Source organism: Sulfurimonas xiamenensis (genome assembly GCF_009258045.1).
GTDB classification, from domain to species: domain Bacteria; phylum Campylobacterota; class Campylobacteria; order Campylobacterales; family Sulfurimonadaceae; genus Sulfurimonas; species Sulfurimonas xiamenensis.
Genome location: NZ_CP041166.1, coordinates 1,660,297 through 1,682,206 on the forward strand (window position 1 = coordinate 1,660,297; position 21,910 = coordinate 1,682,206).

General features: G+C 35.8%; 24 protein-coding genes. 5 read left to right on the forward strand and 19 right to left on the reverse strand.

The window, feature by feature from the left end; translation table 11 throughout:
- Positions 1-6: 6 nt before the first annotated feature.
- The 8 genes from FJR47_RS08390 to FJR47_RS08425 all read right to left on the reverse strand — a co-directional run bounded on the left by FJR47_RS08390 (position 7) and on the right by FJR47_RS08425 (position 7,361).
- The gene (locus tag FJR47_RS08390; protein WP_152299990.1) at positions 7-2,040 is read right to left on the reverse strand and encodes an FAD-dependent oxidoreductase; all 2,034 of its coding nucleotides are present in this window, start codon (positions 2,038-2,040) and stop codon (positions 7-9) included.
- Between the two features lie 14 nt (positions 2,041-2,054).
- A complete protein-coding gene (locus tag FJR47_RS08395; RefSeq protein ID WP_152299991.1) occupies positions 2,055-2,276 on the reverse strand; it encodes an NADH-ubiquinone oxidoreductase subunit E family protein in 222 nt (73 codons plus the stop codon).
- Positions 2,276-3,514: an NADH dehydrogenase (quinone) subunit D gene (gene nuoD, locus FJR47_RS08400; RefSeq protein ID WP_152299992.1), complete on the reverse strand. Its 1,239-nt coding sequence runs from the start codon at positions 3,512-3,514 to the stop codon at positions 2,276-2,278. Before nuoD ends, FJR47_RS08395 begins: the two co-directional genes overlap by 1 nt.
- Before the next feature lie 8 nt (positions 3,515-3,522).
- Positions 3,523-4,329 carry an NADH-quinone oxidoreductase subunit C gene (locus tag FJR47_RS08405; RefSeq protein WP_152299993.1) on the reverse strand — a complete coding sequence of 269 codons (807 nt, stop codon included), beginning with the start codon at positions 4,327-4,329 and terminating at the stop codon, positions 3,523-3,525.
- Entirely contained in the window at positions 4,329-4,838 is a 510-nt protein-coding gene (locus tag FJR47_RS08410) for a NuoB/complex I 20 kDa subunit family protein (protein WP_152299994.1), read from the reverse strand. The genes FJR47_RS08405 and FJR47_RS08410 overlap by 1 nt, the downstream gene beginning before the upstream one ends.
- Entirely contained in the window at positions 4,820-5,209 is a 390-nt protein-coding gene (locus tag FJR47_RS08415; protein ID WP_152299995.1) for an NAD(P)H-quinone oxidoreductase subunit 3, read from the reverse strand. Before FJR47_RS08415 ends, FJR47_RS08410 begins: the two co-directional genes overlap by 19 nt.
- A 254-nt stretch (positions 5,210-5,463) precedes the next feature.
- Complete coding sequence (olsF, locus tag FJR47_RS08420) at positions 5,464-7,179, reverse strand: bifunctional ornithine lipid synthase OlsF (protein ID WP_152299996.1); 1,716 nt, start codon at positions 7,177-7,179, stop codon at positions 5,464-5,466.
- Positions 7,180-7,181: 2 nt separating this feature from the next.
- A complete protein-coding gene (locus tag FJR47_RS08425) occupies positions 7,182-7,361 on the reverse strand; it encodes a hypothetical protein (RefSeq protein ID WP_152299997.1) in 180 nt (59 codons plus the stop codon).
- 143 nt (positions 7,362-7,504) lie between these two features.
- Between FJR47_RS08425 and FJR47_RS08430 the strand changes: the two genes are divergently transcribed.
- Positions 7,505-8,152 (forward strand): SIMPL domain-containing protein, encoded by a 648-nt coding sequence (locus FJR47_RS08430; protein ID WP_152299998.1) that lies wholly within the window; start codon positions 7,505-7,507, stop codon positions 8,150-8,152.
- A gap of 183 nt (positions 8,153-8,335) precedes the next feature.
- Positions 8,336-8,809: a pyridoxamine 5'-phosphate oxidase family protein gene (locus FJR47_RS08435; RefSeq protein ID WP_152299999.1), complete on the forward strand. Its 474-nt coding sequence runs from the start codon at positions 8,336-8,338 to the stop codon at positions 8,807-8,809.
- Between the two features lie 38 nt (positions 8,810-8,847).
- Here FJR47_RS08435 and FJR47_RS08440 read toward each other — a convergent pair whose 3' ends face one another.
- The 7 genes from FJR47_RS08440 to FJR47_RS08470 form a co-directional block, all read right to left on the reverse strand.
- On the reverse strand, positions 8,848-9,675 hold the full coding sequence (locus FJR47_RS08440) for a bifunctional helix-turn-helix domain-containing protein/methylated-DNA--[protein]-cysteine S-methyltransferase (RefSeq protein ID WP_152300000.1): 828 nt from the start codon (positions 9,673-9,675) through the stop codon (positions 8,848-8,850).
- Between the two features lie 26 nt (positions 9,676-9,701).
- Entirely contained in the window at positions 9,702-10,964 is a 1,263-nt protein-coding gene (locus FJR47_RS08445) for a serine hydroxymethyltransferase (protein ID WP_152300001.1), read from the reverse strand.
- Positions 10,965-11,088: 124 nt separating this feature from the next.
- Positions 11,089-11,532 carry a nucleoside deaminase gene (locus FJR47_RS08450; RefSeq protein WP_152300002.1) on the reverse strand — a complete coding sequence of 148 codons (444 nt, stop codon included), beginning with the start codon at positions 11,530-11,532 and terminating at the stop codon, positions 11,089-11,091.
- A gap of 1 nt (position 11,533) precedes the next feature.
- The gene (locus FJR47_RS08455) at positions 11,534-11,887 is read right to left on the reverse strand and encodes a sirohydrochlorin chelatase (protein ID WP_152300003.1); all 354 of its coding nucleotides are present in this window, start codon (positions 11,885-11,887) and stop codon (positions 11,534-11,536) included.
- Positions 11,888-11,965: 78 nt separating this feature from the next.
- Complete coding sequence (locus FJR47_RS08460) at positions 11,966-13,702, reverse strand: ATP-binding protein (protein ID WP_152300004.1); 1,737 nt, start codon at positions 13,700-13,702, stop codon at positions 11,966-11,968.
- 67 nt (positions 13,703-13,769) lie between these two features.
- On the reverse strand, positions 13,770-14,618 hold the full coding sequence (gene nfo / locus FJR47_RS08465; RefSeq protein ID WP_152300005.1) for a deoxyribonuclease IV: 849 nt from the start codon (positions 14,616-14,618) through the stop codon (positions 13,770-13,772).
- On the reverse strand, positions 14,608-15,081 hold the full coding sequence (locus FJR47_RS08470; RefSeq protein WP_152300006.1) for a hypothetical protein: 474 nt from the start codon (positions 15,079-15,081) through the stop codon (positions 14,608-14,610). Before FJR47_RS08470 ends, nfo begins: the two co-directional genes overlap by 11 nt.
- Before the next feature lie 138 nt (positions 15,082-15,219).
- Here FJR47_RS08470 and FJR47_RS08475 point away from each other — a divergent pair, with 138 nt between their 5' ends.
- The gene (locus FJR47_RS08475) at positions 15,220-16,023 is read left to right on the forward strand and encodes an ion transporter (protein ID WP_152300007.1); all 804 of its coding nucleotides are present in this window, start codon (positions 15,220-15,222) and stop codon (positions 16,021-16,023) included.
- Positions 16,024-16,140: 117 nt separating this feature from the next.
- Here FJR47_RS08475 and FJR47_RS08480 read toward each other — a convergent pair whose 3' ends face one another.
- On the reverse strand, positions 16,141-16,593 hold the full coding sequence (locus FJR47_RS08480) for a hypothetical protein (RefSeq protein ID WP_152300008.1): 453 nt from the start codon (positions 16,591-16,593) through the stop codon (positions 16,141-16,143).
- Between the two features lie 525 nt (positions 16,594-17,118).
- On the opposite strand from FJR47_RS08480, the gene FJR47_RS08485 reads away from it, so the two are divergent.
- Together FJR47_RS08485 and FJR47_RS08490 are read left to right on the forward strand one after the other, a co-directional pair.
- Entirely contained in the window at positions 17,119-18,390 is a 1,272-nt protein-coding gene (locus FJR47_RS08485) for a Y-family DNA polymerase (protein ID WP_152300009.1), read from the forward strand.
- A gap of 12 nt (positions 18,391-18,402) precedes the next feature.
- Entirely contained in the window at positions 18,403-19,341 is a 939-nt protein-coding gene (locus tag FJR47_RS08490; RefSeq protein WP_152300010.1) for a DUF234 domain-containing protein, read from the forward strand.
- A gap of 55 nt (positions 19,342-19,396) precedes the next feature.
- Here FJR47_RS08490 and FJR47_RS08495 read toward each other — a convergent pair whose 3' ends face one another.
- Genes FJR47_RS08495 through FJR47_RS08505 form a run of 3 tightly spaced genes read right to left on the reverse strand, consistent with a single transcriptional unit; the run spans position 19,397 to position 21,845 of the window.
- Entirely contained in the window at positions 19,397-19,870 is a 474-nt protein-coding gene (locus FJR47_RS08495; RefSeq protein ID WP_152300011.1) for a DUF2780 domain-containing protein, read from the reverse strand.
- A gap of 41 nt (positions 19,871-19,911) precedes the next feature.
- Positions 19,912-20,757, reverse strand: coding sequence for an N-carbamoylputrescine amidase (gene aguB / locus FJR47_RS08500; RefSeq protein WP_152300012.1), 846 nt, complete (start codon positions 20,755-20,757; stop codon positions 19,912-19,914).
- Between the two features lie 11 nt (positions 20,758-20,768).
- Positions 20,769-21,845, reverse strand: coding sequence for a CNNM domain-containing protein (locus FJR47_RS08505; RefSeq protein WP_152300013.1), 1,077 nt, complete (start codon positions 21,843-21,845; stop codon positions 20,769-20,771).
- Between the last annotated feature and the right edge of the window lie 65 nt (positions 21,846-21,910).

A 21,910-nucleotide genomic window follows, 5' to 3' on the forward strand; every position in this document is an offset into this window, starting at 1 on the left:
CATCCTCTAAGCCTGCACCATAGCAATATAATAACAACGCATACAGCGTTCTGCTTCACTTATCGCCTCTTCTTGTGTAAAACCTAAATTTACCTCTTTGTTGTTATATTTTCTATCCTCAACATCAAGAACCGTAGAGTGTTGACGAGGCACTCCCGGCAACCATCCGGTTATTTTCTCTTTTTTATCATATACACGAAGCTTTCTTAAGTGATCTTCCATAATCTCATCGTCAGTTAAACTTATCTCGCCTGTTTGAACATATCTGCTCATTACAGAAGCCGCTCTTTTTGCCTGTCCTACTGCATTAACAATTGTCATCGGACCATATTCACAATCTCCTGAAGCAAAAATACCTTTACGAGATGTCATATAATCTTTACCATTTGTTTTTATTGTTCCCCATGAAGTCATCTCTATCTCCCACTCTTGCGGAAGAAGTTTTAAATCGGCTGATTGTGAAACTGCAGGAATAAGATAATCCGCTTTAATCTCATACGACTCTCCCTCAATTTTCACAAGTTGAGCACGACCGCCCTCTGGATCAGGAACAAGTTCAAACTTATCTATAAGCAGTGATTTGAGAATATCATTCTCATCTCTTATCTCAGCAACTGCAGAGTGAAACAGAAATTCCACTCCTTCTTCTACAGCTTCATGATACTCCTCATAAGTCGTGTTTTTAATAATAGTTTTCTCATCTCTACGATAAATCATATAAACTTTTTTTGCATTAGCTCTAATTGCACATCTTACAACATCCATTGAGGTAAATCCACCACCGACACATACAACGGTTTTACCTGTCAAATCAACATAGTCAGTCGTTAAAAGATTCTGCTCTTGCTCCTCTTTTGAGATGGTATATCCATACTTTTCATAAAGATTTACTTTATCCAAAAAGTCAATTGCACCCCAATATCCTTTGATTTGTGGTCTTTCATTTTCAGCATAAACTTTTTTAGAGATTCTAGTACCTGTAGCAACCATTACAGCATCATACTCTTTTTCAAATCTTCTCATATCATCAGCATTGATTTTAGAGTTTGTTATAAAGTTAACGCCCATATCTCTTACACACTCGATATCTTGATTGTACTTAGCTATAGGCATTCTGTATTCAGGAACACCGACGGCTACTTCACCTCCTAAAACAGGAAGTTCTTCATAAACATCTACCTCAACACCCTCAGCAGCCAGATAGTAAGCAGTCGTAAGTCCTGCAGGACCCGCTCCGATAACTGAAACTCTTTTGCCTATGCTCTCTTTTTTCTCCATCGGATGAAAAAAATCATATCCGTGATCAGTCTCCCAATCAGCGCCCAAACGCTTTAGAGACATAATAGAGATAGGCTCATCAAGATTTGTACGACGACATGCATCTTCACATGGGTGTGGACAAACGCGGCCACAAACATGTGCAAGCGGCATAGTTTGACGCGTTGCCATAAGGGAATCATCCATTCTAAGGTCTCTAACTCCCTCAATATAACCCGGAATATCTACATGCGAAGGACAGGCATCAGTACACGGTGCAGTAATTTTTGCGATGTAACCAATCTCATCATAATAATGCCTAGACGGTTTCTGCTCATTTATACACTCTAAAAATGTATCTTCAAAATGTGTCATTAAATCAATAATAGGATTTGGAACAGTTTTTCCAATTTCACATTTTGAAGTAATCTGCATACTTTTACCGATCTCTTTTAGATGATCCAAATCAGCTACACTTCCCTCACCGCGAGCAATTTTATCAAGCTGATCATACAAAATTCTGCCACCCCATCTTCCGGGTGCGCATCGTCCACACGCTTCAGAGTACTCTTGATACTGCGCAGCATACTCCATAGCCAAACGAATCACATCAACATCTTTATCAAAAAGAGCGACACCATCCCAACCTATAAAAGCTTTAGATTCTCGATGATTATCATATTGTGCAGGTAAGTTATAAGCTGTTTCTTCCCACTCTTGCTCAGGTTTGTTAATATTGTTTATTAACTCGCCGTTCCAAGTAGAAAAATATACTTTACTCAAAATTCAGATCCTATCTATTTTTTCGTTACGATAGTCCAGTCGACTTCGTTAAACTTTAAAGAGTTCAATAACTCATATCCGCACTCTTTTACCAAATCCGCAGATCTTTGAATAGGTGAAAAATCACCAATCTCAAATAAAAAAATTGCAACTTCTCCTGCTTTATGAGATACTAAAATCTCTCTCATGCGAGGCTCAAAACCATCTTTTAAATGTCTTAAATCATATCTTTTCATTAGCGGTCTACCTCTCCAAAAACGATATTTGTTGTACCGATAATCGAAACAACATCCGGAATATAGTGACCAGGAAGAAGGTCTGTTAAAATCCCCGTGTGCCAGAATGACGGCGCGCGAAGTTTTAGTCTGTATGGGTATGGTCCGCCTTGAGAGTTGATATAAAAACCAAGTTCGCCTTTTGGAGACTCAGTTGCTACATAAACTTCTCCGACAGGAGGTCTCATACCTTGTGTTACAAGAACAAAGTGCTGCATTAAAGAGTAGTTTTGCGTCATAATGTCAAGCTTTGGAGCAGAGACATATTTAGGCGCATGAGCCATAAGTTCTGTTTGATTATTTTTTACCGTCTCTTCATACATATCAATTGTTTGATAAAGAATCTTTGCAGACTCTCTCATCTCTTCCATATAAATACGGTATCTTGCAAAGTTATCACCCTTGTCAGAGTAAGGCACTCTGAACTCTACTTCATCGTAAAGCTCGTACGGCTCCTCTTTGCGAATATCCCATGCAACACCGCTAGCTCTTAACATAGGACCTGTACATCCCCATGAAAGCGCCATCTCTTTTGAGATAGTTCCCACCTCTTCCATTCTCATTAACCAAATACGGTTCGTATCAAGAAGATCTTCATAATCTTTTATGTTTTGAGGAAGTTTATCCAAAAATGTTCTTAATTGAGCGATAAAACTATCTTGAATATCTAAAGGAACTCCGCCGATGCGGATAGCTGCATGCGTAAGTCTTGCTCCACAATACCCTTCGATAATATCCATAAGATACTCTCTCTCGCGAAAAGCAAAAAGGAAAACCGTCATAGCACCGATGTCAAGAGCAGTCGTTGCCAGCCAGAAAAGGTGGCTCATAAGACGGTTGATCTCTAAAAGCATCATACGGATAACTTTTGCACGACGAGGCACCTCAAGACCTATAAGCCTCTCAACTGCCAAAGCAAAACCATAATTATTAGAAGATGACGCGATGTAATCCATACGGTCGGTTGTCGGCATAAACTCATTGTAAATCATATTCTCAGCCATCTTCTCCATACCGCGGTGAAGATACCCGATATCTGGATGTGCTTTTACAATCATCTCTTGCTGCAAATGAAGCATTAAACGAAGCTGTCCGTGAGCTGAAGGGTGCTGTGGACCAAAGTTTAAAATCAGCTCATTATCTTCCCTGTCAAAAGTGATATTTTCAAAAAACGGGTTTAATCTATTTTTTACTTGCATATTACTACCTATCTTTGAGGATCGTCTATAACGACCGAATCTTTTTTATCAAATTTTGTAATCATGAAAACACCACCTTCTTCTTGGTAATTTTCTTCGTTTCTTGCTTCATTGCCCGTAATTTTTGTTCCTTTAGGAACTTCAAAACCTAAACGCGAAAATCTCTCAGAGTCATATCTGTCTACTTTTGCAGTATCACGAAGTTCAGGCCCGATTGCATCTCTTGCTTCTTTGCCGTAAATCTTGTCAACTTCATACCACGCTGCAAATTCATCACCTTGCAATGGATAAGTTTTTAAAAGCGGATGCCCCTGCCAATCGTAAGGCATAAGAATTCTTTTCATAAACGGATGTCCGTTTGCTTCGATACCGAACATATCAAACATTTCTCTCTCTGACCAGTCAGCAGAGCGGAAGAGTTTTTCAACCGAATTTACCGCCTCGCCTTTGTTGATAAACATTTTGATGCGAATGCGTTTGCGCTTATTCATGCTTAGCATCTGATAAAAAACTTCAAAACCGCCTCTTTTTGCAAGCCAGTCAATTGCACTCATCTCTGTAAGCTGTGTATAATCACACTCGTCTCTTAAGAGCTCTAAAACCTGATAGTTATCTTCAGGATTAATGAAAACAACCATTTGACCGACTTGTATATATGCATCGATAACTTTAAATTTTGCTTTTATCGCTTCAAGATCTTTTGCGAAAACCTCATCACTCTCTACAGGTGACTTTGGTACCTGCGGTGCAACATAAAATCTGTCAGTGTAATAGGCTTTTTTCTGAACATCGTCTTTTGGTTTATAAGCTCTCATTACATCAACCTTTTAGCTTTTTGTGCTCTTGATGCTTGATTTGCACGAATCTTTTTCTGAAGCAGCATCACGCCGTATTGAAGTGTTTCTGGACGAGGAGCACATCCCGGAAGATATAAATCAACAGGAATAATTCTATCGACTCCTTGAACGGTTGCATAAGTGTTAAACATACCGCCTGTATTTGCGCATGAACCCATAGATATAACCCATTTTGGTTCTGTCATTTGATCATAAAGTCTTTTAATAAACTCTGCATGTTTTTTTGTAAGCGTTCCTGCGACTATCATAACATCTGACTGACGAGGAGAAGCTCTAAAGATGGTTCCAAAACGATCAAAGTCATATCTTGAAGCACCTGATGCCATCATCTCAATACCGCAACAAGCAAGACCGTAAGTAAGCGCCCACAAAGAGTTTGAACGCCCCCAGTTTACAATTTTATCAATACTTGTAAGGGCAACCGGCAAACCGCCGTTTTGCGTATAATTTATTTTATGTTGTGCCATTCAAGCGCTCCTTTTTTCCATGCATAAATAAAACCGATTGTCAAAAGCAGTATAAACATTAACATTTCGGCAAAACCAAACCATCCAAGCAGTTTAAAATCAACCGCCCAAGGGAACATAAAGACTATCTCTACATCAAAAAGTAAAAAAAGCAGTGCAAAAAGATAAAACTGCGGAGAGATTCTGTTTGGCTGTTTTGTTACTTCAGGTCCACACTCATAAACCGACAATTTTATTTTTTCACTGTTTTTAGCTGCCAATGCACGACTTGCCAAACGAGCAATAATCGTAGTCATTGTAAATGCACCAAATGTTAGAAGAAAAAGTACAAATACCCCAAAATAGGGATTTGCGGTACTAATATGCTCCATATAACCCACCTTTGTAATTATAATTGTTTTAAAACATATAAAAACATAAGCCGTTTGACTTAAATATTTTCATATTTTTTTAGAAAAAACAGTTAAAAGGATTGTAGCAAAAAGAGTATTAAATAAAAGATTAAGAGGATATTTGAGATGGCTGCTGTTACTAAATACTACATATTTTTTATATTATTATCACAAGTGTGAATTATTGAAACACATCACAAAGACTTAAATTTGCAAAGTCCTGATTTGTAACACTACCTGCCAAGGTAGCGTCTTTGTTTTTGTTCTTTAATTTTATATGTATCCACAACTAAAAAACCATCTACACAATTTTCAAACTCTTTATCTCTGCCAAAATCCAAAAATTCAACGCCGCCCTCATCACAAAGCTCACTATACTGTTTGTAAAGTGTCGGTATCGAATACCCAATTTTTTGAAGTTCCTGTTTTAAAATAACAATATCTTTTGCATAATCATTTTTAAAAAACAGTGTATCAAACATAGCTTTTTTTGATTCAGGCATCATATAACTCTCTTTATGCTTTACAATTTTTATCTTTGAACCAAAATAGTTACTGTAAAAGTAGATTAAAAGCGCAATTGCATCTTCATTATATTGATTAGATATACTAACACAGCCAAACATATATCTTATATCCGGATTTTTTTGCAGATACGCTCCGATTCCCTGCCATAGATAATCAAGTGCTCTTGAATTCCAATATTTAGGCTGTACAAAACTGCGTCCTAATTCAATTGAATTTGTTAAATATTTGTCAAATTCATCTTTAAATTCAAAAAGTGTTGAGGAGTAGAGTCCCTCAACACCGAATGCGTCAATCATTTCATTCGCTTTTACAATGCGATATGATCCGACAATCTCCAAATCTTTCTCATCCCAAAGAATAATATGCTCATAGCAATAGTCAAAATCATCAATATCTCTTTGCTTTAAACTCCCCTCTTTTACCTGACGAAAACTAATCTCTCGCAATCTTCCTATCTCTTTGATTAAAACATTATTTTCTGCATTTATATAAAGATATATTTTTTTGCCATCAGTTGTTTCGCCTATGAGTTTGGCATTTTGAAGCTCTTTTTTTAGCTCCTGCCTATTTTCTGCAAGCGCAATGCCGTTATATGTTTTAAATATCTCTTTTTGTTTTTTAGCAACTTTATAAAAGTGTTTGCGAAGCAGTTTAACTCTGTTTGAGATTTCAATGCTCGGGGCGTAATAGCTCTCAAAAGGAATTGTTTTGCCTATGGTAAAAGCTATGTTTTTATTATAATGCTTAAACATCTCATACGGTATAGTGGCAGTAGCAAAAGATTTGTTTATCATAGAGAGAAAATAAAAAGTTTTTGAATTTTTTGCATCTATAAAAATAGGTAAAATAGGTGACTTGGTATTTTGGGCTATCTTTAAAAATCCTTTTTTCCATTTTGTATCTTTTATGCCGCCAAAGCCTGCACGGCTCACTTCACCGGAAGGAAATATAATAACAACCTGCTCTTTATTTAGTGCTTCATAAATAGCCTCTACAGAGTTTCTCTGCATTTTGCCTTTTATATTTTCTATGGGTATAAGCACCTCATCCAAATTTTTAAACTCCGACAGAAAATTAGATGCAACAATTTTCACATCTTTTCTAACCTCTTTTATAACATTTAAAAGAGCAAGCGAATCAAGTGCGCCTAAAGGATGATTTGCAATAATAACAACCCTGCCATATGATGGAATTCTTGAAATTTGATTTTTATTTATGGTGATATCTATATTAAAATACTCCAACACAAACTCAATAAAATCAAATGCATCAAGATTTTTATTCTTTAGTAAAACATCATTTATCTCATTCTCATGAAGAAGTTTTTTAAAAAAAACAACAACTCCGCTGCGAAAAAGATGTGGCCATTTTGAAAAAGATGGATAATTATGCGCAAAATAGTTTTCTACACTCACAGGCATAACTATGCCACCATATATAATGAAATAAGATTTTTAGCTATCTCTTTAGCACTGCTTTGCTCTTTAACAAACTCTTCTTCTATATAGTCCCACTCATCATTAACTATCTCTTGTGCGTCTTCTTTATTTATATTGTAATATTTATGTATGCAGTTGATTATCTCGGCAGTAAAAGTTAACATTTCATGTCTCCATATAACTAGTTTTATAGTAGAATTTTGCATGAAATTTGTTACAAGCTAATTACCAAAAGGTTACGGAAGTATTACAAATTTTGATATGTTTAAAAAAAGAATACAATTATTGTAAAAAACAAAGGATCATTATGCATTTTTTAAAACTTCTTCTTTTAGGTCTCTTTACTACGGTAAGTTTTGGATATGAACTAAAAGTCAATAAAATATTTGAGGAGAACTTAGAGAGTGATAGAATGGAACTTCACTTCTCGTTTATCGCAAAGAAAAAGAGCGCCAAAGAGACAAAAGCGCTTCTTCATCCCGCAATCGCAACTATCAAAAAACACTCGCAATGCAAAGGCGGAGCCTACACACTTAATCCTGAGTACAACTACAAATCGAATGAAAGAGAACTTTTGGGTTTTGTTGCAAGGGCAAATTTTGAGTGCAGCTTTAAAAATATAGAGGAGATAGAGGAGATTGTCACATTTTTTGATAAACAAAAAGAGTTGGAACTACAACAAGCGCCCATAAAATGGGTGGTTGACAAAGAGAGTGTGAATATCGCAAAAATGAGTTTGGAGATCAAAGCTATCCGTTACGCAAAAGAGTACGCAGAAATTTTGAAAAAAGAGAGCGTTGCGCAGTGCAGTGAAAAAAAAGTAGAAATCCACACAAACTCATTTATCTATCGCACATCTCAGACGATGTTTATGTCAAAAAACTCCATCGAGACACCTACAAAAGAACCGACACTCATGAGTGTTAATGCAACTTATACTTTTGAGTGTCAGTAAAGAATTTTATCCTCTTTTTCAAAATCTTCTGTAGAAAAAAGCAGTTTCATATTAATAAAATTAGAAAACATTATAGCTGTAGTTAAGAAAAATATCAAAAGATAGTTAGCAATTTTTGGATTGACTCAAGTTCTATAACTACTCTATAATAGTGCTAGATTTATATATTTAAAAAGGGCAAATATGAGACATAGAACTAAAACACACCTCTTAAGCAAAGAGCAAATAGAAGCGCTGTTTTTAAGAGCTAAAGTTGGACGACTTGGGACTTTTTCTCAAGACGCTTTTCCATATATATTGCCTATGCATTTTGTATATTTTGAAGATAAAATATATATGCATGGCTTGCCAAGGGGTAAAAAAATTGACAATATTGCGTTTAACCCGAATGTCTGTTTTGAGATAGATGAAATGTTCTCTTTGTTGCATGAAGGTGTTGAAAACCCTTGTGATGTAAACACGGCATTCAATAGCATTATCGCTAACGGCACGGCTTCAATTGTTACTGATTTTGATGAGAAAAAAATCGCTTTATCTAAAATCATAGAAAAATATACACCTCATTTGGCAGATAGAGATATGCCTCTTAAGATGATAAATACAACCGCTGTTATAAGAGTGGATATTTTAACATGTGTCGGAAGGTATTATAAATAAAGGAGGAAGTTTCTCCTTTTAAAGTACGCTAAATTTCTCTATTTTTCTTTGTTTAAAGACTCATAAGCAATCAGTATCTTTTTACGCTCAATTCCCCATCTATAACCGCTCATGGCTCCGCTTTTAGCTATAACTCTGTGACATGGAATTAAATATCCTATGTGATTTCTTCCGATGGCACTTGCTACTGCTCTGGTTGCTTTTGGTTTATCTAGGAAGTTTGCTATATCTTGGTAGGTTGCGACTATCCCGTTTGGCAGATTTAAAAGAGCCCTCCAGACATTTATCTGAAGATTTGTTCCCTTTACAAATAGGGAGTATTTTTTATTTTTTATGAAGATATTTTCTAAGTACTCATTTGCGGCTTTTTCATCGAAACAGAGATTTGCATTTTCCCAAAGTTCTTTAAATCTGTTGAAAATCTCATTTTTATTATTATCAATAAAACCCAAATAACAGATACCTTTGTCCGTAAACCCTATCAAAGCCTCTCCAAAAGGAGTTTCTCCAAATCCGTAAGTTATTAAAACATCTCTGCCCTTTTCTCTCCACTCTTTTGGAGTTACCCCGATTAGGTTTACAAAAAGTTCATGCAGTCGGCTTGAGCTTGAGAGCCCGATATCTAAGCTGCTCTCAAGTATGGACTTAGACTCTTTTATATGCTCTTTTGCATAGTTTAGTGTCACGCTGTGTAAAAACTGCATAGGAGTAACGCCTACATACTCTTTAAATACTCTTATGAAGTGGTATTTGCTCATGCCGATATTTTTAGCGACTTCATCAATTGAAGGGTGCTTTTTGAAATTTTCATCAATATATTTGATTGCTTTTTCTATCTGTATATAGTTGCTGTTAAAAGTATGCATCGCCTCTCCAAACTCTCAAAAAACCCTTAGTAAGTCGATTGATTGTAAATCACAAAATTCCCGGCTAACTCTTCTAACTCTTTGTTTATTTTAGCATGGAGAACTTTATCTTCAATATTATCTAAAACATCGCAGATTTTATTTGCGATAAACTCAAACTCTTTTTCCCTCATGCCTCTTGCCGTTAATGCAGGACTTCCTATTCTGATACCCGAGGTTATAAACGGTGTTCTCTTCTCTCCCGGAACTGTGTTTTTATTTACAGTTATTCCCGCATCTGCTAAAGCTGTATCTGCATCTTTACCAGAGAAAGGTTTGTCTAAAAATGAGACCAAAACAAGATGATTATCCGTTCCACCCGAAACAAGTTCAAATCCTCTCTCAAGCAGTACTCTCTCAAGCACTTTAGCATTTGCCTTTACCTGTTTTGCGTACTCTCTCCATGATGAATCTAGCACCTCTTTAAATGCAACTGCCTTCGCAGCTATAATGTGGACAAGCGGTCCGCCTTGAATTCCGGGGAAAATGGCTGAGTTGATTTTTTTAGCAATCTCCTCATCATTTGTCATAATCACACCGCCTCTTGGACCTCTTAGAGTTTTATGTGTGGTAGTTGTTACAACATCTGCATAAGGAAATGGACTCATATGCTCCTTAGCAGCAACAAGACCTGCAACATGCGCAATATCGGCAAATAAAATAGCACCGACCTCGTCGGCTATCTCTTTAAATTTCTTAAAATCTATCTCTCTTGCGTATGCGCTGGCACCGCAAACTATGATTTTTGGTTGAGTTATTTTTGCAATTTCTAAAACTTTATCATAATTGATTCTTCCATCAAGCTCTACGCCATAATAAAATGCAGAGTAATTTTTACCTGAAAAAGATGGTTTGCTTCCATGAGTTAAATGTCCGCCATCAGAGAGATTCATACCTAAAATTCTATCTCCTGCTTGAAGGAGTGCCGCATAAACAGCAGCATTTGCTTGACTTCCTGAGTGAGGCTGAACATTGGCATAAGCACAGCCAAAGATTTTACAAACCCTCTCAATCGCCAACTGCTCAACAGCGTCAGCTTCCTCACAACCGCTATAGTATCTTTTATATGGATACCCTTCCGCATATTTGTTAGTAAAAACACTTCCCATAGCCTGCATAACGGCCGGGCTTGTAAAATTTTCACTAGCAATCATCTCTAAGTGATTGGTTTGTCTCTTTAGCTCTTTTTCAATAATTGAAAAAACTTCACTGTCTGCAACTTCCAAGCTTGCGTTTGATATAAAGCTCATCCTTTTTCTCCAATCTTTTATTTTTAAAAGAATAACCGAATCAAAAAGATTTAACAATCCAAAAATTGCTATCTTGAGAATGGAGATGTTGATTATGAGTATTGAAAAACTATGTATTGCACTCTTAGTAGAGAATCTTATCTTCCTTTGCACTCCACGCTTTAAATGGTTTTAGACACTCTTCTCTGTCGATATTTTTTAACTCTAAAAACTCTTTTTCATAAAACTCTTTGTCTCTAAAACCTATTTTATCTGCATCTTTACTTGTTGCTCCGTAATAAACTGTTTTAATATTTGCCCATCTTATCGCTCCCATGCACATAGGGCACGGCATGCATGTAATATAAATTTCGCATCCGCTTAAATCAAAAGTTTGGAGTTTTTTGGAAGCTTTTTTAATTGCATTTATCTCGGCATGTAAAGTCGGGTCATTTTGTTTTATAACTTCATTGTGAGCTTTTGAAATAATTTTGCCCTCTTTTACTATTACGGCTCCAAAAGGGCCGCCGTGATTTTGTTCTACGCCTTTAAATGCCTCTTTTACAGCTTCACGCATAAATTTGTTCATACTATCTACCAAATAACAAGATATCTTCAATCAACTTTACATATCCGCTGTTTGCCCCAATATGCTCTAAAACAGTAATCTCAATCTTATATTTTTTACTGCATACTTCACGAAGAGAGGGAATATCTTCTTTTACATGCTTTCCCGGAGCCAAAAAAAGAGGTAAAACTTTTATGGAGGTTGCACCGGCTTTTATGAGAAGTTTTACGGCATTTTCAAAATCAGGCTCAGCTAATTCCAAAAAAGCCAACTCTATGTTTTGAATATTTTTTCTAAGCTCTTCTAAAACCTTAAAACTTGCCTCATTTGAAGCTTTTACTTTACTTCCATGTGAAAGAAGTATATATCCATCCATCTTCTCTTCTCCTCTGCTGCTATATATAACTGAGATAATTTTTTATTTACAACTCATCAATATAATTTTATAAAAATCTTATTTATTTATAAATCCCATCAATTTTTCACTGTCAAAGCTTGCACTCTTCTCTTTTTTTATCTCATGTTCAAAATCTTTTAAAGAAAAAACAGGTTCCTCTCTTACGGCTACTTTATATGCGGTATTTTTTATAATCAAGCTTATTTGTCCGCCTGTTAAAGAGTATTCAGCAAGCTCGTTTAGGTCAAAACCCTCTTCATATGGCGCATGCAAAGGAAGCATCTTTTTCCAAAGAGAGAGCCGCTGTTCTTTGTTTGGTTTTTTAAACTCTATCTTGTAGTTAAAGCGTCTTGAGAATGCTTTATCAATGTTTTCAAGAAGATTTGTAGTAGCAATAAGCACGCCCTTAAACTTCTCAATCTGCTCCAAAAAGATATTTTGCATTTGATTGTGCATCTGGTCAGCCCCGCTGTTTGCACCGCTTGAGCGCGCACCTAAAAACTGATCTGCCTCGTTTAACAAAAGTATTGGTTCTGTTTTTGTTTTTTCACATAAATCATAAAAAGTATCAAATATTTTGCGGACATTTTTCTCACTCTCGCCAACATACATAGAGAGAATCTTTGAACAGTCAAATGCCAAAACCTGGCGTTTGAGCGACTTTGCGAGAGAATATGCCGTCATGGTTTTACCAGTTCCTGCCGCACCGTAAAAAATGATTCTTGCGTCAATACCACTTTTTTTATCTTTGACTCCCCACTCTATAAGTCTTAGAACAACCTCTTTGTCAAGCTGTCTCATAAGATTTTTAAGAGTCTCTTGTGTATCATTTGCAAGCACTACATCTTCCAGTGAAGTTTCAGGATCAACCAACTCAAAGATATCCTGCTCATCTACAAGAGTATTTAATTTTATACGGCGTACTTTTTTGCTCTTTTGAGGATGAATAATGCTTTGAAGAACATCATCGACAATATAAAAGGCTCTGGAGATTCCTCCAAAGGGATTTAGCATCTCTTCATAATCGATTATCCCCTCATTTATCAGCTTTGAGCCATCCTCTAAAAGCGAACGGTTTTTTATACGCTCGTACTCATCAAGCGATATTAGCTCTATTAGCGTGTTCATCTCACGCAAAGATGCATCCGTGGCACTGTACTCTTCACGAAGAAGTGCAAGAAAAATCACCTGCTCTTTTGCGTCCATCTTTTTTTGTTTGAAAAATTTATCAAGCACAAGTTTTCCAGGAGTCTGCGCGACCCTGTCATCTATGCGTTTTTCCAAAAGCTTTAATTTTGCCTGTGTTCTGTCTATTCCCAAAGAGTGTTCATGCACATTTTGACGGATTGCACTCATTTTTTGATAAAGGTCTATGCGTAAAAACTGATCCTGCAAATATTCAAGATGATCAGAATAGGGCTTAATATCCGGCAGTTCACTCTCTAATGCGCCATCTTGAAGCAGCTTCAAAAACGAGGGTGAGAGCCCTATTGAGCTATTTAAAAGCTCAAGGGGTGTGACTTCGGAGATTTTTATGGGTGTAAAACTCTGCTGATGCAGCCAGCCAAGTTCTAAAAGAAGTTTTACCTCTTGTAAATGTTTTATTCTCTCATACTTTTCATCGCCGTAAATTTCTCGTAAAAGATCAAGGGTTAAAACATCTTCCTCCCCGCTTATATATCTTTTTGCCAGTGTTTGCAGCAGTACTGCCTCTTCTTTACTGCATTTTAATTGTGCAAAAATCATAGAGTTTTCTATATTTTTTGTTTCTAAAAAGTCGATTAATGTTTCCAAGTATTTCCTTAAAATTTATATTCTAGAGCATTAGTGCATCAAGATTTTATAGCCGCTAAAAGCAAACTCAATTTTCAAAAGAGTAGAGCAATTTTATTTCATCTTTCCAAATAGTACTGTCTATAGTTTCAAGTATAAGAGGAATATCGTTCATTCTATCATCATTCATAATAAATTTAAAAGCATCAAGTCCAATTTCACCTTTGCCTAGAGAGTGATGTCTGTCAACATGCGAATCAAATTTTGCTTTTGAATCATTGATATGCATCCCCATCAAATACTTAAATCCTATGATTTTATCAAATTCACTCCATGTTTTATCATAAGCTTCTCTTGTTCTTATATCATAACCTGCACTAAACATATGGCAAGTATCTATACAGACTCCGACACGGCTTTTGTCTTCTATTTTATCAATTATTTGTGCCAAATGCTCAAATCTCCAACCAAGATTACTACCTTGTCCTGCAGTGTTTTCAAGCACTAAACTAACACCTTTTGTTTTTTCAAGAGTGATATTCATAGCCTCAGAAATTTTACTCATACACTCATCTTCGCTTATCTTTTTTAGATGACTTCCCGGATGAAAATTAAGCCTGTCAAGTCCAAGCTGCTCACATCTTTGTACCTCATCCAAAAAAGCATCCATTGATTTTTCTCTTTTATCTGCTTCGGGATGGCCGATGTTTATAAGATATGAGTCGTGCGGAAGTACATGACGGGGCAAAATACCGCTCTCTTGCAGAGCCTTTTTAAACTTATCTATAGTCTCATTATCAAGAGGTTTTGCACTCCATTGTCTCTGGTTTTTAGTAAATAGTGCAAAAGCTTTTGCCCCTATTTCAACGGCATTTTCAACTGCATTAAAAACTCCGCCGCTTGCACTTACATGTGCTCCTACAAACTTATTGCTCATCTATGCTCCTCATTTTAAAAATTATACTGTTTTTTTTATCTTTAAAGTAAACTGAATATAAATCTACTTTGTAAACTATATCTACATCTTCATCTACAATGTGCTGCTCAAAGCCGCTCTCTGTTTTTATTAGATTTTTTCCATCATAAATTGCATAAGAGAGGAGCATATTTTGCATAATATCCTCAGGATAGGCTTCATCTAAATACTCTTTGTTAAATCCGTTTTTGCCCATGCACCCTTCACTCGTACAAATCAGATGATTTATGGTAATTTTCTCTATGCTCTTACCCGCCATAAAAAGCTCTAGCTCTATTGATTGATCACTGTTTCTTACATAACCGACATCTGAAAACTTAATCTTTGGCGATTTTATGGTAATAATTTTTGTTTGCGTATGTTTATAATTTTTTATGCTGCACGCGCTAAAAAAAAGAATAAAAATCAATAGTATGTATTTCATAAATGAATTGTATCAACTTAAGATTACAAATCACAAAACTTCTGCTTAAATTTAACTGCTTTTTTTGAAAAAATCATTATTTAAAGAGATAATAAAACACTAAATTTGATAAAATTGCAAAAAAATCAGAGGACTTTTATGTACAGCAAAATCAAATCAGTAGTTGAGAGCAAAAGCTTTGTAAATTTTATAACCTATCTCATTATTTTAAATGGCATAACGATGGGATTGGAAACTTCAAAAGAGTTTGTAGCAAGTTTTGGTTTATTTGCTTCACTGTTTAACACATTTGTTATCTCTATATTTACCATAGAGATAGTTTTAAGAATCTATGTTAACAGAATATCGTTTTTTAAAGACCCGTGGAGTCTTTTTGATTTTACAATAGTTGCTATTTCCCTTGTTCCGCTGAGTGCAGGATTTGAAATCTTAAGGGTTTTAAGAGTACTTAGACTCTTTAGGCTGGTCACAGTCGTACCGCAGATGAGAAAAATAGTCTCGGCTCTTATAAGCGTTATCCCCGGCATGCTCTCCATCGCCGCGCTAATGAGTCTCTTCTTTTACATCTTTGCAATTATGGCTACACAACTCTACTCCGAGAAATTCCCCCAATGGTTTGGAACGCTCGGCGAATCTTTCTACACCCTTTTTCAAATTATGACGCTGGAGTCTTGGTCTATGGGAATCGTACGCCCAATCATGGAAGTTTACCCGCTGGCATGGATCTTTTTTGTGCCGTTTATCTTTGTAGTTACTTTCGTTATGATAAACCTTATAGTTGCCATAGTAGTTGACGCCATGTCAATCATAAACAAAGAGGAGGAAGAGCACATCGTAGAAGAGGTACATGTTGCCGAAAACCACACAAACAGCGAGCTGGCAATGCTAAGAGAAGAGATAGCGGAGCTAAAAAGTCTGCTAAAAGCAAACATAAAAAGTTAAAGAGCAGTTTTAAAAAGTTCATTCATAGGGGTTGTTATTAGAAAAGTGGAGATTCATTCTCAGGGGCGTTACTCAAAGGACTAAAAAGCTGTTTTTTTATTCTATCTCATCTAAGAACTATTTAATTATTTTCTGACAATCAACTTTTTCAACAGTGTAGTTAAAAAGAGGCTTACTGTTAGTGTCTACATATTTGAACTCTGCTATTACATCTCTTTTCATAACTAGATATTCCCATATAGGTTCATGGCAAATATTTTGCGAATCAAGTTTAAACATAGCTTCTATAAGTTGATTTTTTTTGTTTGTCCACATATCGCTTATATCTTTATGTTCTATATTTATCTCTTTTTTAACGACCACATTGTTGCCTATACCAAAAATATTTATCATTTTTGTTAGATAATCTATATGAATCGGTAGGTTTTTAGCAATCTCATTTGACATAACTCTAATAAGTTCATGTGAAGATATTTTGTCAAATTCGCTGTAATCAATAACATTGTTATTATTTATACCTGCAAAAAGTAAATTTGAGAAGATAAAAACTGCGATTACTATTTTTTTCATATTATGTAACCTTTTAATTTATTTTAATACTTTCCTAAAACTATAACAGTTGACTACATTGACAGACTTCTCTGTTCGATACTATGGTTTGTTAGAATGCAAATTTATCGATTCATTTTTTTCTACAAAACCCATTTCTTTATTTAAATCATATCTTAACTTTGCAGATTTAAAATATCCATTATAAGAATATGTTAAGTTTTTTTTCATTTTATTATAGAATAGATTTGCTTAACCTTAAGCTACAATGCTTTTATATTTTAATGTTTGTGGTGAGCCAATGCGAAATCGCTTGCGGGTGTTCATATTGGCTCCGCGTACTTCTTATCTTTGAAATACAGTTGCTACGATTCATTATTTTGTAAATTATTATTAATACATTCATTTTTTTTACAAATAAATTTTATTACTAAATTTTGAAGGTATGCTAGTGAAAGAAAAATAAATGGAATAAAAATAGTAATTGTAAATTGCAATTTGCCATATTTTCAACCTCCTCTCTCAAATTTATCTATAATTGTATTTATGAAAATACACATAGATATAGACTGCTTTTTTGTAAGTGCCGCGCGCATTAAAGAGCCGAATTTAGAGGGCAAACCTGTTGCCATCGGCGGGCGGAGTGATACGAAAATATTTAACAAAGATGCAAAAGAACAGAGTGTAAACTTTGAAAACTCAGGCTCGTTTGTTCCTACTTTCTACAAAGCTTATGAAAAAAGTGATGATGATATAAACGCTTTTAAAGATGCAGATGGAAGAGTTCGCGGCATACTAACCACTTCAAGTTACGAAGCAAGAGCCTACGGCATTAAGACTGCCATGAGTATAAGAGAAGCGCTCACTCTTTGTTCTCATCTCATTATAAAGGCTCCCGACATGTCGCTTTATCAAAAACTCTCACATGAGCTTCACGACTTTTTGTCGTCCAAGATTCCGCTTGTCGAGCAGGCGAGTATAGATGAGTTTTACGGGGATCTTAGCGGGTGGATAGATGATGAGGATATACCAAGATTTATCGATGATTTACGACATGAGATAAAAGAGGTTATAAAACTTCCTGTATCCATAGGAGCAGCTTCAACACGCTACATCGCCAAGCTTGCCACTTCACACGCAAAACCTTTTGGATGCAGAGCTGTATATCTTCATGAACTGGATGATTTTATAGAGAAAATTCCTGTAGGGGAGTTTGCAGGCATCGGTAAAAGTATGAAAGCAAAACTCCAAAGTGCTCAGATTCATACATTGGGAGAAATAAAAAGAAGAAGAGGAACGCTTGAGTCGTGGGGACCTTACGCAAAAGAGCTATATGCCAGAGTATGCGGAACAAGTGATGATAAGATTCATACAAAACACAAAAGAAAATCTATAGGAATATCCAGAACATTCGACCCCATTTACAACAGAAATGAGTTAAAAAGAAGAGTCCATGTCCTTGCCCGCCATCTAAGTTTTGCCATTTTAAAACTAAAAGTGATTCCCACGGTTTTTCATTTATCCATCAACTATGAAATGAGTCAAAAATCACATAAAAATATCACTTTGTGTGAAATATTTACAGAAAAAAAATTTGACTCTTTATGTTTAACTCTTTTTAATGAAGCCGATATCTACAAAAGACTGCAAGTGATTCGTATAAGCATCAACTGTTCAAGCTTTACAAGAGAGTCAAAAAAGGAGTTATCGCTTCTAAATTTTGCAGATGAAGAAAAAATGCAAAAACTAACAGAATATTCACAAAACATACGAGAAAAATACGGCATAGATATGTTGAAATGGGGAAGTGAATTATGATAGAATAAATCGATGATAAAAAATAGACTCTTAGAACAATTTCGTTCATTTTACTCAAGAAACACACCTGATGATATGGAGACGCTAATTGAATATTTTTCAATATTCGGCGGACTCGGATGGGAAATAGATACAACTAAAGATATAGATTTTTTAATAGAAGAGTTGATTCTAAATAATTTTGTGCTGCTTAGAAAAAAAGTAGAAGATTTGACATTAGCAGACAAGGGGTGTCTTCGTCTGCTCAAAGCCTTGGCTGTGGGTGATAGAAAAATATTTTCTGCGTTTAACAGAGCAGGACTTAACAATGCAAACGGTGGGAGTGCGCTTAACTTTTTAGAGCAAAAAGGGCTGATTAAAATAGAGTTCTCAAGAGAAGAACCTGCCCGCTCTTTAAATCCAAAAGGTAAATTAAAAAGAGAAGTGGCAAGATACAGAATCTCTCACAAAGTTCTCTTTACTCACCCGTTTATAAGGTTTTGGTTCTACTTTGTCGCACCGCATGCAAGAGAGATCGAAGCGAGCAGATATGAGACTTTTTTTAAAGATTTTCACAAAAGAAGACACAGCTATACCAGTCTGGTTTTTGAAGAGCTGTCTGAAGTTTTGCTCAATTACAACCTAAGAGATTCTCAGATTTTAAGTTCAGGAAGTTACTGGGATGCAAATGTTGAGATAGATATTCTTACCATAACAAAAGATGAAAAAGTTTATGCGGCAGAGTGTAAATGGTCAAATCACAAGGTCAATAAAAGCGAGTGGCATAAGCTTTTAGACAAGTGTAAAAAACTTGGCATTGAGCCGACTCAAGCTGTTCTTTTCTCTAAAAGAGGCTTCTCGAAAGAGCTTCTAAGCCATCAAGGAAGAGAACTCTCCCTCTACAGCGCAAATGATTTTAAAGTACTTATAAAAAGTGCAAAAAAAGAAGAAATAGTAAATAATTTTTTCTAACTTAATCTTTTAGCACTGGCTCTATCAACTTAGTTTTAAGTTAAGCAAAATATATTTAAAAAGATAATGCGCTTAAAAGTGCGTTTGCTATCTCTGGCGATACATACCCTTTTGCATAATCAAGTATAATCGGTGCAAACTGTTTTACCATGGAACCATCCATTCCAAGTGCTTCAAATTGACTTTGCGGCGTACTGTTTCCTAAAAGTGAAGTTGCTGCACCACTATTTAGAATATCACCAAAACCCGGAGTTTGTTCTGTAAGCTGTGAAAATTGATTTGAATCCATTTTACTTTTTGCACTATTTAAAAGAGCAGCACTCCCACCTATTGCTTGAGTCGGGGTAACTCCAAGTGATGAGTTAAGAGAGTTTATAAGAGTATTGTTTTGCAGTGTTGATGTAGTTTCCGGCGCTACGCTTTGTGCAACTGCCGGAGCAGCAGACTTTAACATTGAACCCATATCAAACGCAAATGATTGTGTTATAAGAACTCCTAAAACTAAAACTACTATATTTATTTTTTTCATCTTTTCCTCTTTTTCAATAATTTATTAATTATAACAAATTGCTAATGACAAATAACATCATAAGCATTTGGCTGTCTGTCTCTTATAAGTCCCCAATAATAACGCTGCTTTTGGTTCTCTTCTATATCAAATTCAGCATATATTATCTCTTCTTTATCTCTTGAAGCTTCAGCGATTTTTGCACCTGTGTAATCGGTTATAAATGATGAACCGTAAAAGGTTAAGCTGCAACTCTCGCCTGCTTCTTCGCCGATTCTATTTGCAACAACCACAGGAATGGTGTTTGTCGCGGCATGTCCCATCTGAACTCTTTGCCAATGCTCTTTTGAATCAAGTCCGATTTCAGGTTCGCTTCCAATAGCCGTCGGATAAAAAATTATCTCCGCTCCCATAAGTGTTAAAGCTCTTGCCGTTTCACAAAACCACTGGTCCCAGCAGATGCCGACACCTATTTTTGCGTACTTTGTATCATAAACTTTAAAACCTGTATTACCAGATTTGAAGTAAAACTTCTCCTCATATCCAGGACCGTCTGGAATGTGTGTTTTGCGGTAGTTGTCCATAACCCTGCCATCTGCATCCGCAACAACCAAAGAGTTAAAATAACCCTCATCGCTCTTTTCAAAATAGCTAATCAAAATAACTGCTTGGAGCTCTTTTGCCAAAGCAGAAAAGCGCTCTATAAGCTTATTTGCTTCTCTTGGCGCTGCCCATGAGAAGTACTTCTCATCCATATCTTTACAAAAGTACAAACCCTCAAAAAGCTCAGGAAGAAGTATAATCTGCGCACCATTTGCGGCAGCCTCTCTCGTTAATTGTTCAGCTTTATCGACATTTGCAACTTTATCTTCGCTCATTTGCATCTGAATAGCGCTAACTTTAACCATCTTTATCCTCGTTAAGTATTTTTAGCTTTTTCTATTTTTTTTCTTTCAAACTTCATTCTATCTTGAAACTGTTTGCTTCTATCCTTTGCAAAAAGCTGCATATCTTCAATCTCATCCATCTCATCTACAATCTCAACACCCAAAAGCGTCTCAATAGCATCTTCAAGAGTAACTACACCGACTGTCTGCCCATAACTGTCATAAACTATAAAAAGATGAGTTTTACGCTTTACAAACTGATCAATTAAGTTTGGAACAGGAATATTTTCAGAAACCATGTGCACTTCATGAGAAATGCTCTCCAATGTTATATTATCATTGTCTTCATTGCTCTCTTCAAGAATTCTTTGACTAAAAACAATACCGACAACATCATCAAGCGTTTCTCTAAAAACAGGAATACGAGAGTGAATATACATACGATCCTCTTCTACTGCTTCTTCAATAGTTGTTGATGCAGAAAGAGCGAAAACAACGCTTCTAGGCGTCATAATATCTTTTGCTTTGATATTTTTAAGTTTCAAAAGATTTTCTATCAAATCACTCTCTTTGCTAAGGATTGCCCCTTCTCTCTCGCCCATAGCAACAACAGCCATAATTTCATCTCGCGAAAAATTGCTTTGATGCTTTTTATTTCTTGAAATATAGCTAGTCAAGAATGATGAAAACCATGTAAAAGGCGCGCTGATAGTCATCATAAACGAGATGATGTATGCAGAGGGAACTAAAAGTTTTTTCCAGTAAAGTGCGCCTATGGTTTTTGGGATAATCTCCGATAAGTACAAGATAAGAAGCGTTATAACAAAAGCTACAAGCGCCTGCCACTCCTCTCCAAAGAGAATCTGAGCTTGAGCACCAACACCTGCGGCACCCATTGTGTGAGCAAAAGTATTAACTGTCAAAATTGATGAGATTGGTTTATCAATATTTGATTTTAAGCCTTTTAGCTTATTGACTAGGCTGTCATTATAGTTTTTTGATAAACTTTCTATATATGAGTTTGTGCTTGAGAGTAAAACTGCTTCTAAGATTGAACACAAAAATGATACTAAAATGGCAAGAGAGAGATAAACAATGAGAAGAGTCATAGAACTGCTCCTATGTAAACATGGGTGAAACTACGCGAGGCCGGGTCGCTTTGGGTCATTTAAAA

Bases quoted from the DNA above. Each gene is read 5' to 3' on its own strand.
- FJR47_RS08395 (WP_152299991.1), bottom strand. From the start codon at position 2,276: ATGAAAAGATATGATTTAAGACATTTAAAAGATGGTTTTGAGCCTCGC.
- nuoD (WP_152299992.1), bottom strand. From the start codon at position 3,514: ATGCAAGTAAAAAATAGATTAAACCCGTTTTTTGAAAATATCACTTTT.
- FJR47_RS08405 (WP_152299993.1), bottom strand. From the start codon at position 4,329: ATGAGAGCTTATAAACCAAAAGACGATGTTCAGAAAAAAGCCTATTAC.
- FJR47_RS08410 (WP_152299994.1), bottom strand. From the start codon at position 4,838: ATGGCACAACATAAAATAAATTATACGCAAAACGGCGGTTTGCCGGTT.
- FJR47_RS08415 (WP_152299995.1), bottom strand. From the start codon at position 5,209: ATGGAGCATATTAGTACCGCAAATCCCTATTTTGGGGTATTTGTACTT.
- olsF (WP_152299996.1), bottom strand. From the start codon at position 7,179: ATGCCTGTGAGTGTAGAAAACTATTTTGCGCATAATTATCCATCTTTT.
- FJR47_RS08425 (WP_152299997.1), bottom strand. From the start codon at position 7,361: ATGTTAACTTTTACTGCCGAGATAATCAACTGCATACATAAATATTAC.
- FJR47_RS08430 (WP_152299998.1), top strand. From the start codon at position 7,505: ATGCATTTTTTAAAACTTCTTCTTTTAGGTCTCTTTACTACGGTAAGT.
- FJR47_RS08435 (WP_152299999.1), top strand. From the start codon at position 8,336: ATGAGACATAGAACTAAAACACACCTCTTAAGCAAAGAGCAAATAGAA.
- FJR47_RS08440 (WP_152300000.1), bottom strand. From the start codon at position 9,675: ATGCATACTTTTAACAGCAACTATATACAGATAGAAAAAGCAATCAAA.
- FJR47_RS08445 (WP_152300001.1), bottom strand. From the start codon at position 10,964: ATGAGCTTTATATCAAACGCAAGCTTGGAAGTTGCAGACAGTGAAGTT.
- FJR47_RS08450 (WP_152300002.1), bottom strand. From the start codon at position 11,532: ATGAACAAATTTATGCGTGAAGCTGTAAAAGAGGCATTTAAAGGCGTA.
- FJR47_RS08455 (WP_152300003.1), bottom strand. From the start codon at position 11,887: ATGGATGGATATATACTTCTTTCACATGGAAGTAAAGTAAAAGCTTCA.
- nfo (WP_152300005.1), bottom strand. From the start codon at position 14,618: ATGAGCAATAAGTTTGTAGGAGCACATGTAAGTGCAAGCGGCGGAGTT.
- FJR47_RS08470 (WP_152300006.1), bottom strand. From the start codon at position 15,081: ATGAAATACATACTATTGATTTTTATTCTTTTTTTTAGCGCGTGCAGC.
- FJR47_RS08475 (WP_152300007.1), top strand. From the start codon at position 15,220: ATGTACAGCAAAATCAAATCAGTAGTTGAGAGCAAAAGCTTTGTAAAT.
- FJR47_RS08480 (WP_152300008.1), bottom strand. From the start codon at position 16,593: ATGAAAAAAATAGTAATCGCAGTTTTTATCTTCTCAAATTTACTTTTT.
- FJR47_RS08485 (WP_152300009.1), top strand. From the start codon at position 17,119: ATGAAAATACACATAGATATAGACTGCTTTTTTGTAAGTGCCGCGCGC.
- FJR47_RS08490 (WP_152300010.1), top strand. From the start codon at position 18,403: ATGATAAAAAATAGACTCTTAGAACAATTTCGTTCATTTTACTCAAGA.
- FJR47_RS08495 (WP_152300011.1), bottom strand. From the start codon at position 19,870: ATGAAAAAAATAAATATAGTAGTTTTAGTTTTAGGAGTTCTTATAACA.
- aguB (WP_152300012.1), bottom strand. From the start codon at position 20,757: ATGGTTAAAGTTAGCGCTATTCAGATGCAAATGAGCGAAGATAAAGTT.
- FJR47_RS08505 (WP_152300013.1), bottom strand. From the start codon at position 21,845: ATGACTCTTCTCATTGTTTATCTCTCTCTTGCCATTTTAGTATCATTT.